The following is a 15577-nucleotide window of genomic DNA, read 5'->3' on the forward strand; positions in this document are numbered from 1 at the left end:
TTGGTGTTGGTGTGCCACCCTGGCGTTCTAGTTTTAACTGTCTCACCCATTTATCCATAGTGGACTTACCAACGTTCATCGCCTTTGCAGCTTCGATGATGCTATGGTTTTTATCGAGGACTAATTGGGCTGCTTCAAGTTTGAATTCAGCACTAAATGTTTTTCTGGTTGTCGATCTCATGTGTTCACCTAAAGTCATCTACGAGGTAATAATATCACCTCTATTTAGGTGGCCAAAATTAGTGTGCCACTACAGAGACAACCCGAACTTTTTTCATCCAGTTCGCATAGAGGTGTTTTGAGGATAGTGTTACATTGGCCTGATTTAACCATGCTTCAAGTTTGTCACTCTGATGTAGAGGTAATACTCTCCGCAGTAGCTGCTCCGACAGCACCAGCATGAATGCTTCTGACGTGGGAAGAATATCGAGCACATTTCGCTTTTTTAAATCTCGGAACCAGCGTCGATATCCTAGGTCATCGTCCTCATATCCTAGGTTTGCCCATTCAGAAATCATTCTAAGGTCTCGTTGAATCGTCCTCGTTGACAGTTCAAATCCTTCATCTTCCAGTAAGGTATGAATTTCGGACAATGTCATACCACGAGCAGGGAAAGTTGGAAGGTTATCCAACATAAACAAATTTCTAAAAATTGCACTTTTGCGACGGAGCTCGTTTGCGGGATCATTTTCTTGCATGTAACACCATAACCTCGAAGGGAATTTCGCTATTATTCATGACTAACGGCTATGATATATTGACCAGAGTCATATAATGTCATTCATGGTTCTAGAATTGTTTTAGCCGTTAGATGTCGTATCTCTAAGTAGTATCAATGAAACCCCAATCGGAGCTAGATATGAAATCGGTAACGTGTGTTATCAAAGAGATACTGGATCTCTGCCCAACACTTGCCAGTATGAACGGATATATTTTTATTGGTACGTGTAGCCAAGAGCCTCCTTATTCAAATGCAAGTTACCAAAAGTGGCGTTTGGTTGATGCTGATGAGAATGTGTCATTTGAATCAAAAATCGCGTTGGATAGGGTCTTTGCATCCATGCTGGATGATTACGATATTTCCAAGGGGATGCCACATGGGTTTTTCAAAATCGAAAAATCCTTCATTTCTTTTCAATGGTCATCAAGTGATATCGTAGAAACAATGTTGGCTAAAGTAGGTGGGGAGCGAGTTGGTCGCCATTAATGTTGATTAAGCCAGCGTTTTACTATCAGAGGCACAGCAATAATTGCATCTAAGGGTATGAACTCAAAACCATAAGGACGTTTGTTGATATGTTTAGAGACTAGAATTTTTTCTGCTCTGCCGCGTGCATATTTGGGAAGATTACATACAGGTTTTACAGTAAGGGAAGTGCCAATAATCAAAACCTTAGATGCTGTTTTGAATAGTTTTTTTACCTCATAAAGATTAGGAACCCGCTCCCCATATAAAACGACGTGAGGCCTTTCATTATTCTCGAGCGAATAAAGCCTATCGCCGATGCTAAATGAAACATCACTCTCTAAATGCCGTGCCTCAAATAGACTTCCGTGAACGTGATAAACCTGAGTTGAGCCTGCTCGTTCGTGAAGATTATCCACATTACTGGTTACAACACTAACCCGGTATTTTTTTTCAAGTTCGGCAATGGCAATGTGTGCTGGATTAGGGTGTGCTGACAACACTTCCTGTTTGCGGAAATTATAGAAATCGATAACTTTTTCTGGGTACGCTTTTAAGGCGTGAGCAGAAGAAACCTCTTCAATCCGATACTTCAACCACAGTCCATTATCATCAGTAAATGTCGCTAGCTGATCCGCTGATATTCCTGCTCCAGTAAAAACGACAATATGGTTTGGATCAATCTCGGGTTTATTCAAAATAACCTCTCCTAAGATGTCATGATTTTTAATGGAACAATTTTGTGCGTACTTCAAAGCATTGAGGCGCGCTTAAATACGGATCCAATGATGATTAGGGACTTCACTCTTACTGTTGGCTCCAGGATTTGAAATGCTGCACCCGCGAAATTTGGAGGCGCACTTCTCTGGTTGATGAACGTGACCTGTCAGTAACCATACAAGAGACAAGGTGCCCGATTTAATTGCCGTTGTTAGGTCCCTTGAGCCAAAATCTCGCCCCGATTGCTTCGCGACACTAAGGCCTGAAGGCGGCTCGTGGTGAAGCAGTACATTGCATCGAGAAAATGGTGTGAAGTCAGATGTACCATATGGCGCGCTGCCGAATATCACTCCATTGATTGAGGCGATAGCGTGATCTGCATAGATCCCCTCAATTTCCCTTAACCAGGTTGAATTGAGTTCATCACCTAATTGATCATGATTGCCCGAGCATACAAAAATAGGACGATTGAACTGTGTTAACCAGCATGAGATAACGGCCACTTGCTCATCGATTGGTGTAGGGCAGTTGTATCGACTATCAATGAAGTCACCTGTTAGACAAACAACGTCAGCTTTGGATGCATTGTCGGTAACCCATAGCATTTGAACTTGGTTGAAATGCAGATCGGAAACATGGAGCAGTTTCATTGTTAGTCCTATTGAATAAAAGGCATATCGGTTGGTGTGAGTAGTGGATCATACAAACATATCGAGCCGTCAATGTGGCTATAGACTTCAGCCGTTACTAACACCGAATGGCCTAACTTAATCATTTCATTAGCCTTCTGTTGATAATGCATCCAAGCATCGCGATCTCTCTGAAACGTCAAATAGATTTCAACATCAAAATTCTCAAAACAATTATATGCCTCTGCGATGATCCGCAATTCAAAATCTGCTGCGATCACGGGGATGCCAGCATGACTCGAGACAGTTCGACCAACGTGAGCTGGTAGGATTTGTTTGAGCCGACAAATTAGCTTCAGACTATGAAAGGCTGAAAGTTGGCCAAGCAGATGAAATGGATCGCCGGACAATAAAAGTAAAGGTGCAACTGTAGGTGCAGTCATTGTGATTTCATTTCAGCTAGGCGGGTGATCTGTTCTACTGCAGCAAGCATTCTTATTCTTGCTGCAGGATTACTCGTATGTACATTAATTTTCGGAGGCTGAAAGCCCGTATCAACAATAGCTTGCTCAATCCAAAGCAGCACATCGTAGCCAGTACCTCTAGCATCATCCCCTAAATCATGGTCTAGGCTAATATCGGTTACCATGCCTTTGGCTAAATAGGAGATAACCTCATCTGGCCATCGAACTTGTAGCCAGCCAGTAGGAGCGAGTCGTTCATCATCCAAAAATATTTTCATCATGTACAGTTTTCATCGTTCATTCTCATTAATGAACATAGTGTATTCAGCGAGACGACAAGTAATGTCGTTTTTAGTTCTCACTGTTGTGTCGCACCGATTAGTCCGTAACAATCCTATTTTTGCCTACTAAGAAACAAGAATCGTTATTCAATTTTTTAATCGACTTTCACTTCCAAACATTTAGATAAAACAAAAATTTTATTCATTTTTCGGATAATTTCTTTGCTAGATTCAAGCTGATTTGAATTTTAAGCTGCTGTTGTGTGCCAACTAGGGTGGGGGTCAACAAAAAAATCGTCAAAAGCATCTTGTGCCAACAGGTTTGGCACGAAATGGGCACAAATTCAGAAAAACGGCGAATTTGAGGGAAATTCCGGTAAATGTGGATTAAGCAATAGAGGCAAAATCAGGCAGAGCCGAAGGGAGGGGCATGTTTGAATGTTTATGGAAAAACCATGAACATGCACGAAGATTTTATCTTAGGCACAAATAAAAATTAAGCATATTGATGGTTGATTATATTAAATTGAGGTTTTTAAGGGAGTTAAAGCAAGAAATGGTACACCCGAGTGGACTCGAACCACCGACCCCTACCATGTCAAGGTAGTGCTCTAACCAACTGAGCTACGGGTGCACTGTTTGAATTTCAAAWTTTAGACTCTTTGAAGAGAGTGGTACACCCGAGTGGACTCGAACCACCGACCCCTACCATGTCAAGACGTTCTCTAACGTTTAACATTAAACCGATAAATCCCATAATAATCAATTAAATTGCTAATTAACAGGGCTTTAATCTCTGCCGCCACTTGCTTTTACTAACAGTTTTTAGAGATTTTACCTGTATTTAATTCTTGAAATTGGCACGGAATAGGCACAAGCTATCAATGTCGAAATTGACCACTATTTCGTAATGGACGGTGAGTGATGAACATTCATGCAGAGCATTTCAAGGCAAGCTTAGATAGGTTGCTAGTTGATGTAAAACTCGAGAAAGTTGCATTTCATCAAATACAACTAGACAGAGAGCTAAAAATTTTTTGTGAGTCTTTTAATCTACTTAGTACATTGAAACCAAGCTCAGATGACGGCTTTGAGTCATCAGCCTCGATACTATTGGATTCCTATCAAGTCCCCTTATTGGTAAGCAAAACAGAGGCGGGTTACTATCGCTTGATTTCTGGCTTATTGACATTTCAAAAACTCTGTAAAATTTATACGGTAAATGACAAATCACTAGTACCTTGTCTCGTTTTACCTCGACGTCCAAATAAAGAAATTCTTCGCTTATTAATACTTAATGATCTTGTCCGGCCATTGCTTAAACAGTTTGTTGATGTCACGGGTGACACAATTACTCAAACACTTTCAACATTGTTTACATCAGTTGCTAACCCATCCGTATTCAATTCTCCGCAATGGCAATCCCTGTTTCCGATGATCAAAACCAAAACGCAGCTGTGTGAGTGGTTACACATCAGTACGAAGACCGTGAAGTTAAAATGACAAAACTCAAACAGCACCTACATGAGCACATTTGTCGTTATTGCAACCATATGATGCTAGGTATTGGCAAAGATGAAGTACTCGAAGATTTAGAAGAACTGATTGAACGAGTATTTGCCCCTGAATCACTCGGAGGTTTCAAACAACTTATTGACTTAGTCGTTCGTGTAAGGATGCATTCATTTCATTCTGCTGAATCCATAATGAAAGATTTGCACCTAGCACCTTATATTTTCGATGCCTTACACAACTACAGCTTTGAAGCCGATGATAAATCAATCAACAGTGAATACCATCGAAATAGTTATAAAAATGGTTGGTGTAGTGAATATCCGTTTTATGTTCTATTGCTCAAGTCTCATGAATACCATTTCACGATAAAATCATGTGAGTTATTGGCTGCATTTATAAAGCACTATTATTCTGTGTTAGATACCCTCAGAGATCATGACCTCGCAAGAGCGTCATCCACAAGGGAAGAGGATGCCTGCGCCAATTTCAGGCTCTTTATGAAAACGAATGTTGCTGAGTTCAATTTCGTACGTGAGTCGATACCCAAAACAGCGTTAGATTCACCAATTTCTATTGCCAACCAAATTGACCAATACCTTATCAGCAAAGAGACTTGGCCCTATTTAGTGCATAAAAACTATCTAAGAATGCTGTGTCATTTTTTTTATAATGATTGGGAACAACCTAAGCATTTTACTCGCAGAGGATCTCCTTCCGACAGAGTCCCAAAACGCTATAAAGATCCTATTGCGATCCCCATTGTAGGGGCTCACGACGACACATTTGCATTAATTCCTGGCAAACCCTCGTTGCCCAATAGTGACGGGTTAGATGATGATGACCAATATGCAGCACAGACTTTTGTTGTTAACAATCGTGACGTCAACACACAGCGAGATAAAACCGAACTATTAGATACAGCGATCCCATTCAATAAACATGTTCAAAGTAGAACCGCAATTGATGTAACCGCGAGTGTTCGTCGGTCTCATAACATGGGCTTGCAAAATACTCAGTTACTCATGCCAGAAGAGCTAAATCTTCTCATTAATAAACTGATCAAGTTAGCTAATCAACCTGTCAACCTTGAAACCGCAATTGTGATGTGGCTGATGATGTTATTGAGTAAATCGATTGAAGAGATACACAATTTAGCCGTGTTTACAGATCTTCGTGCAAAACAACAAGGACTGTACATCGATGAATTTGGACAAGGTTGGTGGTTATTCTATGTCAGCCATTCAGCCAAATCTAAGCTTGATAATGTTGGGTTAAGGCCAATTAAAGAAGATGTATTTACAGCATGCCCTGACTTTTTACTCAAGTTGATTGTCAAAAACATGGGGGCAAGAGCCAATGGACCAATCATTAACGAAGAGAATACTCAGGTTATTATCGATAACGTTGCAAAAAAGTTGAAGAAAATATCAGATCGGCACAGCTCGGGTCGCTTAAGTGTTCGTCGCCTCGTCAACTTCACTAGTTATTATCTCAACTCCACGGATGTTATCGATCCTATTTATATCGACTACAGCTATGCAGTAAACATGTACACGACTCGCGTGGCTAGAAGTTATGCAAATCTGAGAGATCATGCCCGGAGTCAACAACTCGACAAACTATGGAAAAGTGTTGAACAAGACATTGAATTATACTCAGGTAAACCGTTGTCAATCTCACTCTTCGATTTACGTCATTTGAGCCAATGCGATCAATTTATAGGCTCGTCATTTACGCCAACCAAAACGGTGGTATCGACTTTAATTAACTCTTTAACTCAACGTGTTTTGTCATCTAAACCCAGTTTTCAGCACCGATTAGTTGATATCATCGAATATCATAATGCGTTTACGGCTTACACTGCCTGGATGTTGCTATTTGGAACGGGTTATCGAGCGGCTTGGAATCCGTTACCGACATTTGCCTTGTTTTTGCCATCGTTAAATTTAATGGGTATAAGTGACAAAGACGATTCAGACTTCAGCCATTCCCGGATAGTTGCAGTCCCCACTGCTTTAGCAACACAACTTAAAGAATATAAGCGTCACTTAGGATGTTTACGTTCATTATTACGGGTGTTGATGCCCAAGTTATGCAGTAGGATTGATCGCATAGTGGATGTTGATCAACACGTGCTCAGTTTTAATTACTCGCAAGCGTCTCAATGGTACAAAGTCATTCGAAACTCACGTAAGGAACAAGGCCCGTTCTTCTTTTTTCATCAGCAAGGAACCAGTGTTGTTACCCAGAATCTATCTCCGTCAGCACTCGTCAATTATTGCCGAGATGCAATATTGCTTCCCTCTAATGCAGGGCGCCATTGGTTAAAATCGCACTTACTTGAGAAAAATATCACGCCTGAACTGATCAACTTTCAAATGGGTCATTGGCAAGCTGGTGAAGTGCCGCTAGGCCATTATTCAGCATTAAGTCATGTAGAAGCCATCAACGATATCGTTCCCGTGCTTGATGAGTTATTTGAGGAGGTAGGATGGCTACCACTAAAATCCGTTATTTTATAAATCAGCTCTATAGCCAGGGAAAGTTACATCCTCTATACCGCGAAGTTTTTGATGCTTTCGTAAAACAAAACGGCCATACGATTGATAAGGAAAAGCAAAATAAGGTTAAAGATGCGTTTTTTTTATCGTATAAACAATTACTTGGGCATGTAAAAACACGATTCATACTGTCAGAAACAAAAGTGTTGCCTGAGGAGCTAACGGATTTAATTGCTCAATTAAAACCTGCGGTCCTGAATAAACAAGTTCAGTTATTGATATTGCAGTCAATACTGAATTACGCAAAAAAACATCATGGCATAGATTCTCCTAATATACCGGCTATCGTGACATTAAAGCGTGATAAGCCCATATTAACGCCGGTAGAACTTGTAAAGTTGCCAATTGTAGAGAGGATTTATGCACTTTTAGATAAAGAACTCATCACACCACACAGAACACTGACTTCAGAACAAAAAATAGGGCGGGCTGCACTTTTAGTCTATTTGACTGTCAATGTCAGCAAAACCGAAGAACTACTCTCAATACTGGAGACCCCAAACAATGTTTTTTATGTAGGAGGCATTTGCTATTGGCAGTCTCAGCAGACTAACGCCGCGTCTACTCGATTTGTATTGAGTGATGTTGCGGTCATGGCTTTGCAACAATTGTCTAGCTTAAAGCAAGGTTCAATCAAAATAGCCGCGTGCATTATTAAGTATTTAAATATAACGTCAGAATTTGATTGGTCAGATTTATCGATCCTTAAATTGCGTACTTTACGAAAAATCGACAATGTTATCCGTTACGGGCCTGTACAGTATCAAATGTACTGTTTACCCAGTGTCAGTCAGGCATTACCAGAACATGCTTTTATGCGTGTTCTAACCGATAAAGCATGTCTTTATTCAGCTCCCCATCTTTTAGGCACAATGCGGGAAGGGGCAAATGAACTTAAACCATGGCGGAAGGTTATCAAGCAACACCACAGCTTTATCGCTATCGATGTCACCTTAAGGCAACTCGATGATATTTTTTTAAGGTTAAGCGGTCTTGATGAAAGCAACGCACCACGTGCAAATTGTATCGCTTTTATAAGTGAGGTGCTTAAGTCATCTGAAGTCACCGCTAATCCCTATTTGTGGATGTTATGTTCATGGCTACTATCATTGTTAAAAAATGGTGGCACTTATAAGCACCGATTAAAAGTATCAACTACGGTTGATTACGTGAAAAGTTTTAGCAAACCATTTCTTACAGAATTTTGTACCTCTGACATCGGTTTACTATCCGGTGAAGATTGGGCGAATAAGCTAAACGAAGCCGCTGAATTATTTACTTCAGCTCAACGAAAAAAATATGTCTATTACTTCGCGCAATTTTTAATTGAGACCAACCTAGTTCGTGACTTATGCCTATCAGATATTGATGTTGTGGGCAGCTCCAGTGAAGTCGATGCTAATTTGATATCCGCCACACATATCGATGAAGTATTGAAATATTTAACAAAGCATGTTGAAGAGGGACTTATCTATCAATATGCCTATTTTTTGTTGTGTTTTTGCTTTTTTACTGGTTTGCGCAGAAATGAAACTGCAAAGTTAACCTGGGCAGACCTATCTTTTGCATTATCAGCACCAGATGATGAGCAATTTGATTATGTACAGCTTTCAGTCCGACCAAATAAACATCGTACTTTGAAAACAACTTCGGCACGTCGTGAATTACCGTTAGACGCACTTTGGCCAAAATCTGCACTTCAAAAGTTACGAATACAACACCAAATTCATCAAAACTCTAAGGCAAATAAAAAAGCTCTGTTGTTTGATAACCCCAAATTAGTCAATCAAGCTTATGATTTAATAACCGATTTAATTCGGCATTATACTCAAGATTATAGTTTACGCGTTCATCATCTTCGTCATAGTTTTGCCAATTGGACCTGGTGTCGTTTAAACCCAAAACTTATTAAGCAGGGAAAAACGCAGCTAACGATGTTCGACCATGAGCTATTCAATCATGACTATCTTGAGCGGCTACAAACAAGATTGCGTCACCATATGAATACCCGCAAAAAGATGTTCATGTTAGCGCACCTCTTGGGACATAAAGATGTTCAATCTACCCTAAACAGCTATCTACACCTTAAAGACATCTTGTATTACCTTGAGTTAACGCCACGTTTTGCGTTAACTAAGTATTTTACATCTGAATGTGTCGGACGCGTATCCTTACTAGAACCAGAGCAGGGACTCAGTTTGGCTGAAAGGGTTATTTATTACACTCGCGATATTGAAGCCAAACTCGCAATTAAACCTGCGTCATTGGCCTCATCACTATTTAGACCAACATTATCGACGTTTGTTTTGGATATAAAACCCAATATAGAGATCAGCAGTCTCACCTGGGCTAAAGCACTCAATGCGCTGAAAGTTTGTTCAGTTATTGAATCGTCTCAACATTTTAATGTACCTATGGAGCAATTACAGCAACTGCTTCATAATGCAGAACAAGTGCATCAGCTCTATCCGCGAGTCGGCAAGCCTTTACCACTAATTCCAGCATTTCCAAAGTTAAATCATAGCCACAATGAGGCTGAGCCTGATGAGCATCTAGCCAAATCAAGCAAAGTGTTTATTTATCTCTGTAACAAATTCGATAAAAATGTTGGGATTGAACCGTTAACGTTAGCGAACGTTAGATTGAGCATGGAGATATTAAATTACGCCGTTCCAGGAAAAGATTATGCCTTGAGGTGCCCAAACTCAAAAGTGTCAAGAATGTTTATTCGCTTTTGTCAGCTGTTAGGGCTAAAAGATAGACATTTAAAGTTCAGGTTTCATCGTGCAGATTTGACGATTGAAGAATCACAGCGTGTTGAAAACCGCTGGAAAAAAACCGTCTTGGGCTGTGGGTTTAACGACGGTAATTTTGTGGTTGCAAGTGAGAGTGAAGGGCGCTTTTTAGGAAAACATGATGGCAACGGGTTTCTAGAAATCGCCCTGGTTAATAACGGATATAAGCGGGTACAACGACATCAAAGCCTGTTTAGCTTTTTGCATTTCTTGCTCATTTTGAGTTACCAAGAAGAATAAGAACTTTATAGTGTCCCCCTGCGTCAGTCACGATGACTGGGGTAACATGATCTAAAATTTTGGCTTAATCAGTCAAAAGCCGTGGTGTGCCGCTTTAGTATTGTTCTGATAAGTGATGTCGCACAATTAGCAACTAAGTTATTTAGTATCGATAATCGGTCAACCTAAGCAAACTGAGTGTGCAGTTCATAATAAGCTTTGTTGCTCCGGTATTGCAGATGAAATTTCGCGCCATACTTTGGTTGTTAATTCAGTAAAGGCTAGCGGCGAGGCGAGAGCCTGACGCAGTAACCCTGCTTGGGTAAGGCTGATGAACAAGGCGACAGATTGAGCTTGACAATTAAGGCTTTTGTTGGGATTAAACTCGATGTCGGTAAAACCATCATAATCCATGACTTGTTCACACAGCTGCGGGTTGCGAACTAAAGCGTTCAAATATACCCAATCATAAAACAGGGTGGTGGGTTGCAACGGCCAACGATGGCCAGCATTACCGTGGAAGTATTGCAGCATACCATTCTCTTTTAAGCGGGGATCGCGTTTTGCCTCCAATGGGGAGACGTAGAGCAAATCGATAAATGGCCCTGCGTGCTCAAAGACCTTTGCTGCCTGAAAGACATTTTCAACATAGGTGTGCTTACCATTACCCAGTGGCACTTGAAGATTAAACGCACTCAACGCAATTCCAAGTGGTTCAAGACTTTTGCTTGAAACCTCTAATGGGCGGCGACAAAGCCCTTGCTGTTTAGCTGACTGATGCAATTCTGCAACCGATTTGTGCTTTTGGGACGCGGCTAAACCAGGATGCCAATTAAACTCAACGGAATGGGTTTTGGTGCTAATTGACGCAGAATGTGGTGTAAACAGTGGGCGATTAGCCATGGTTAATTGAACTCCGTTTGTAGTGTATGCCGCTGTTATTGGTCATTAAAATGAATATTAGTCTGCTTCAACCATAGCCCCCATGCCGCCCCTTGTGGGTTTCGGCCATCAAATGCTGTTGGTTCAAATTGATTTCTGTTTTGTTTTTTGGGTTTGAATACCGGTCCTGGCAACAAGCAATCAAGCATGGATTCCGGAAACTGCTTGCTGAGGTACTGCTTGAGTTGGTTTTTGCGGTCATCCCAAAATTGCGCATCCATGCCCTGTTTGAGGCTATCGAGGGTGCGGTCCTGGGTTGAGCGTAAAAATTGATTCCTAAATTGCTCAATGCGATAACCGTAGTCAGCTTCGGTGGCCATATGCGTGACTGGCAGGCCTTCTATACGCTCTAACTCTTGTAAAAATAGATGGGCATAGGTTTTATTGGCGTCCTTTGAACGAACTAGTTTTATGGGGTTGGCTAATTGGCTGTGTCTTGCCATCATCGCAAAAAAGGCTAACTGCAACGGCGCATCGTTGAAATCAATGTTGATGTCCTCACCTTGAGTGCTACCCAGCACGACGAGTCGATCCTTGGTGTTAAAGGTGAGTGACAGATTATCCCGATCCTGTGCCAGGTTCTCATAGCGCACTAGATCGCGGTAACTCGGCGGTTGATCTGCTGGACTGTGCGCAAATGCCGCAAGCGTGGTTTTCGCAAGGCTCTGACGTTGGCTGATAAAGGGTATTTCTGCGAGGGTGACTTTAGCGTCAGCAGCATCAAGATTGGTATTTTGGTCTCGGCCATTGATGACACAGGTCGCGGGTGTTGGGTAATAAAAATCCCGTAAGCCCTCGAATTGAGCATCAACCAGTACATGACTTAGCCGGTCTTGGGGGCGGGCGAATAGGGTCATCGCGTAACCCAGATAAAAAGTCATGGTTTTACGCCCCCCCGCTAATGAGGCGTGGATTTGGCATTCGTCATCGTTAGCAAGCTGCGCAACCTGGCTAACGATAAAATCAGCTAAGGATTCCTGATCGGCATTGCTGCGCGCATCGTCCACCTCTTGGCCCTCTGCGTTGGGCACTATCGCAATATGCGCTTCGGTGAATGTCGGCACTGGGCGGTTGTAGTCAGCACACAATTGTTGCAGACGGTTAAGGGATTTGCCCTCCGGTGGAATTAATAACCCCAACCTTGCTTGATTTTTACCTGTCAGAGTGGTGATCAGGCGGATTTCTGTCGGCCATTCTAATTGTTGCTGATGAATAGCGTACAGGGTTTCGGTAACCACTTGGGGTGATAATCCGGTAATCGCCAGAAGAATATGTTTTTGCATAGTCGTTATCCTTATCTTTTTAGTTGTAGTTAACTGACCAGTAGCTGTAGTCGTGCCGTGGAGCAAATAGCTGATTGAGAATTTGAGGGTGCTAAGGTCGTACTTTGAAAGAGACTTTTTTGCAGACATGATCCGCCCTTAGCGAACGAGCTAATATTTTTATCACTTGTTCATCAAGCTGTTATCGAGTCCTCATTCTGTTTGGTTAACCCGTTATCCTTATACTTCTCGCCTTAAGCGGTGATATTAGCGCCTGTCGGTCGATGATGCATATGAACACCCATAAAATGCATAGCTTGATGGCAGCAAGGGCAATAGCGCACGGCTAAGGTACGTTTGACCTCAGGTAACATGGGGAACACTGCACCTGCGACAGCCAACATCAGTTGGATTTGTTGCCGTAGCTTTTTGGCATTGCCTCGCAGTAAGCCATAGTCTCGTACTCGCCGTAATCCTTTGGGTAACACATGTTGCAGTACCAACCACAGAAATTCGACGGCGGGCAAGCTGCGTACTTGTTGGCAGCGGGCCTGACTGTCTTGATAGGTAAAACTCACCTGATTATCGACATGACGACAAATACTGCTGTCGGGTAATACGCCCCGATAAAGGTAGCGCGACAGATATTGCAGTGCAGGTTCGCCTTTACCCACGAACTGACAATCGACCACCCATTTCGAGTGGGATTGATGTGGTAGGGTGAGTTGAAGCGTGTCACTCAGATAAGCCAGTAAACGTGCTCGCCACACCTTGGCAAGATTAAAGGCGTTAAATAAGTAATGGGTTTGACACTTGCGCCATTGCCGCTTGCCTGAGTGGTAGCTCCCTGCTGGGATAATGAAGTGCAGATGTGGATGGTAGTCTCTGCGCCGACTGTGAGTATGCAGTACGCCGGTGAAGCCGATGTCACCACTGAGCTTAGGGGAGCGTGCGGCAAAGTCTTTGAGTACACTCGCTGCCACGGTAAACATGGCGTGATAGAACGGCTCGGGTTGCGACTTCGCTATGGCTCTTAATTCAAACGGCAAGGTAAAGGTCACCATAAAATAATTCACCGGTAATAACTTGGCTTGTTGTTTATCAAGCCAGTCACATGTTGTGCCATGTTGGCACTGTGGGCAACTGCGATGACCGCAAGAGAGCGGAAACTCAAGCTGTTGCTCGCAGGTTTGACAATCCCAGCAACTCACCCTCGCCGTGTTGCAACGACAGCTGAGCATGGCATGGATAGCAGCATGTATTTCTGGGGTGATTTGATGGGCATAACGCCGCCGAAAATCCGCCAGATGTTGGCGTAAAATATCGATAAACTGGCTCATAACCCACACTCCTACCTCAAAGCTAAGTCGTTGGTCAGTTGGTTAATTGCCTCACAGGTATTTTTACGGGTGATATCAGTGAGCCGCGTGTAACGGGCGGTGGTATTCAGGCTGTGATGGCCAAGCAGTGTTTGCACTGAGCGCAAATCGAGTCCTTGCTCCAGTAAATGGGTGGCATAACTGTGGCGTAGACTGTGCGGACTGATGGCTTTATGAATGTTGCACTCGGCAATGACTTGCTTCATGGCTTTTTGGAGCCCGCCTCTGTCCATGAGTGAGTCAGGTTGATTATCTTTACCCGGAAATAGCCAACGAGGATGACGGTGGGTGCGCCAATAATAGCGTAAGGCTAACAAGGTGCGTTGAGGTAACGGCACCAGTCTATCCTTGCCACCTTTAGCATCACGGATATGCACCTGCATCAGCCCCGCATCAATATCCCCGACCTGTAATGAAATTGCTTCACCAAGGCGCAATCCCATGCTGTACAGGGTTAAGAAACAGACCTGATAACGCAGCTGACGCGTGAGGCTGATAACCATCGCGACCTCGCAGGGCGTCAGGATATCGGGCAGGTGTTTCACCTGTGGTGGCTTAACAATATTAAGCCACTGCCAAGATTTATTGAGGACGTGAAAGTAGAAAAACTGCAAGCCGTTACGGTCGAGTTTGACGGTGCTCCATGAATGTGAGGCAATTAAGTCGGCAAAATAGCGCTTTAAATCATCGGTGGTCAGGGTATCGGGGCAGCAGTCAAAATATGCCGCAATACGGCGTATAGCTCGGCTATAGGCATCAATGGTTGCAGGCCGCTTGCCTTGCAAGGTTAAGTTGGTAAGATGTTGTTCATAAAGTAAATCAAAGCGTTGTTGTTCGTGAATGTCCATGATGATACTCCTAGGTTTGCGACCGAAGCAGGTCGCGTCTAGCAAGTATTTAGGATGAGGGGCAAAAGGATGGTTTTATCTTGTTCCTGCCGCAAAGCGGCTTCGTTCAACAAACCTATCCAGTCGAACGAATTTCATTCGATTATGGATGATTTATATCAATCAATAATCTCGCATTAAGTCGACTTAAGAACAAAATAGCTAAATGTTAACAGAATTTACAAAGCATAATCTCACCCTGAGAATAATACTCCCCGAGAATATGACTTTTTTCTGTTGAAGTGAAATGTAAACTCATCTAATTAATTATCAAGTTGCTTGGCCTTTAAGAAGCCTTGATACGTACCTAAAAGCCATTTTTACATAAAGGTATAGATGAACCTAAAAGCACTATCCGATTATGCTAATATCCTTTTTTATTATGCTTGAGAATCCTCACTACAAATTGTGCTACCAGGTTCTATTACATCTTGAATGAATTGGTGGATGTGATCTTTAGTACTTTCTACATGCCTTAAACGTATCCGACTAAATTCTGAAGGATCCCCTCATAAATCAGCCATAGCATAGCCATATTTGAGCAACTGATTGGCGAATAATACCCAGGCCGCCAGCAATTCTTTCTCCGTGATTTGATAATCAGGCCGCCTGAGTACCTCCAATCCCAAGCGAATCGTTGAGAGTACCGTTCGATGCCCAATGGTATTGGCCTGAAAATGCTTATCCCAGCCCTGTTGCTGTGCGTGTAAACCAACTAGCCACAACAGGCATTGAAC

14 protein-coding genes, 1 tRNA gene and 2 pseudogenes are annotated in these 15577 nt (G+C 42.5%); 4 read left to right on the top strand and 13 right to left on the bottom strand.

Translation table 11 applies throughout. The annotated features are described in order from the left end of the window. Together L5M10_RS21385 and L5M10_RS21390 are read right to left on the bottom strand one after the other, a co-directional pair. A partial coding sequence (locus L5M10_RS21385; RefSeq protein WP_263255867.1) for a transposase occupies nt 1–181 on the bottom strand: 181 nt, incomplete at its 3' end. Between the two features lie 58 nt (nt 182–239). Then, nucleotides 240–698: a hypothetical protein gene (locus L5M10_RS21390; protein WP_263255868.1), complete on the bottom strand. Its 459-nt coding sequence runs from the start codon at nt 696–698 to the stop codon at nt 240–242. A 161-nt stretch (nt 699–859) separates the two neighbouring features. Here L5M10_RS21390 and L5M10_RS21395 point away from each other — a divergent pair, with 161 nt between their 5' ends. Continuing rightward, a complete protein-coding gene (locus tag L5M10_RS21395; RefSeq protein ID WP_263255869.1) occupies nt 860–1207 on the top strand; it encodes a hypothetical protein in 348 nt (115 codons plus the stop codon). Here L5M10_RS21395 and L5M10_RS21400 read toward each other — a convergent pair. The 5 genes from L5M10_RS21400 to L5M10_RS21420 all read right to left on the bottom strand — a co-directional run bounded on the left by L5M10_RS21400 (nt 1204) and on the right by L5M10_RS21420 (nt 3914). Beyond that, nucleotides 1204–1884: an SIR2 family NAD-dependent protein deacylase gene (locus L5M10_RS21400; RefSeq protein ID WP_263255870.1), complete on the bottom strand. Its 681-nt coding sequence runs from the start codon at nt 1882–1884 to the stop codon at nt 1204–1206. The two genes, L5M10_RS21395 and L5M10_RS21400, sit on opposite strands and share 4 nt — an antisense overlap. A gap of 72 nt (nt 1885–1956) precedes the next feature. Further along, nucleotides 1957–2556: a metallophosphoesterase gene (locus L5M10_RS21405; RefSeq protein WP_263255872.1), complete on the bottom strand. Its 600-nt coding sequence runs from the start codon at nt 2554–2556 to the stop codon at nt 1957–1959. A gap of 8 nt (nt 2557–2564) precedes the next feature. Next, nucleotides 2565–2978 (bottom strand): hypothetical protein, encoded by a 414-nt coding sequence (locus L5M10_RS21410; protein ID WP_263255873.1) that lies wholly within the window; start codon nt 2976–2978, stop codon nt 2565–2567. Continuing rightward, complete coding sequence (locus L5M10_RS21415; protein WP_263255874.1) at nt 2975–3280, bottom strand: cyclic-phosphate processing receiver domain-containing protein; 306 nt, start codon at nt 3278–3280, stop codon at nt 2975–2977. Before L5M10_RS21415 ends, L5M10_RS21410 begins: the two co-directional genes overlap by 4 nt. 557 nt (nt 3281–3837) lie before the next feature. Next, a tRNA-Val gene (locus L5M10_RS21420) sits at nt 3838–3914 on the bottom strand. 290 nt (nt 3915–4204) lie between these two features. Between L5M10_RS21420 and L5M10_RS21425 the strand changes: the two genes are divergently transcribed. Genes L5M10_RS21425 through L5M10_RS21435 form a run of 3 tightly spaced genes read left to right on the top strand, consistent with a single transcriptional unit; the run spans nt 4205 to nt 10391 of the window. Beyond that, on the top strand, nt 4205–4783 hold the full coding sequence (locus tag L5M10_RS21425; protein WP_208662574.1) for a hypothetical protein: 579 nt from the start codon (nt 4205–4207) through the stop codon (nt 4781–4783). Continuing rightward, nucleotides 4780–7317 (top strand): hypothetical protein, encoded by a 2538-nt coding sequence (locus L5M10_RS21430; RefSeq protein ID WP_263255875.1) that lies wholly within the window; start codon nt 4780–4782, stop codon nt 7315–7317. The genes L5M10_RS21425 and L5M10_RS21430 overlap by 4 nt, the downstream gene beginning before the upstream one ends. Then, a complete protein-coding gene (locus L5M10_RS21435) occupies nt 7287–10391 on the top strand; it encodes a site-specific integrase (RefSeq protein WP_263255876.1) in 3105 nt (1034 codons plus the stop codon). The genes L5M10_RS21430 and L5M10_RS21435 overlap by 31 nt, the downstream gene beginning before the upstream one ends. Before the next feature lie 186 nt (nt 10392–10577). Here L5M10_RS21435 and L5M10_RS21440 read toward each other — a convergent pair whose 3' ends face one another. The 6 genes and pseudogenes from L5M10_RS21440 to L5M10_RS21465 all read right to left on the bottom strand — a co-directional run. Beyond that, complete coding sequence (locus L5M10_RS21440) at nt 10578–11273, bottom strand: DUF6977 family protein (protein WP_126513093.1); 696 nt, start codon at nt 11271–11273, stop codon at nt 10578–10580. A gap of 35 nt (nt 11274–11308) precedes the next feature. Beyond that, nucleotides 11309–12595 (bottom strand): CRISPR-associated ring nuclease Csm6, encoded by a 1287-nt coding sequence (gene csm6 / locus L5M10_RS21445; protein ID WP_263255877.1) that lies wholly within the window; start codon nt 12593–12595, stop codon nt 11309–11311. 233 nt (nt 12596–12828) lie between these two features. Continuing rightward, on the bottom strand, nt 12829–13914 hold the full coding sequence (locus L5M10_RS21450; RefSeq protein WP_119565110.1) for an IS91 family transposase: 1086 nt from the start codon (nt 13912–13914) through the stop codon (nt 12829–12831). A gap of 11 nt (nt 13915–13925) precedes the next feature. Then, nucleotides 13926–14801, bottom strand: coding sequence for a tyrosine-type recombinase/integrase (locus L5M10_RS21455; RefSeq protein ID WP_263255879.1), 876 nt, complete (start codon nt 14799–14801; stop codon nt 13926–13928). A 242-nt stretch (nt 14802–15043) separates the two neighbouring features. Next, a pseudogene (locus L5M10_RS21460) lies at nt 15044–15343 on the bottom strand (IS1595 family transposase); the annotation flags it as partial. Nucleotides 15344–15349: 6 nt separating this feature from the next. Then, nucleotides 15350–15577 (bottom strand): annotated as a pseudogene (locus L5M10_RS21465) (IS4 family transposase); the annotation flags it as partial.

The sequence above is a fragment of the Shewanella sp. SM32 genome (assembly GCF_025654235.1).
Taxonomy (GTDB): Bacteria; Pseudomonadota; Gammaproteobacteria; order Enterobacterales; family Shewanellaceae; genus Shewanella; species Shewanella oncorhynchi.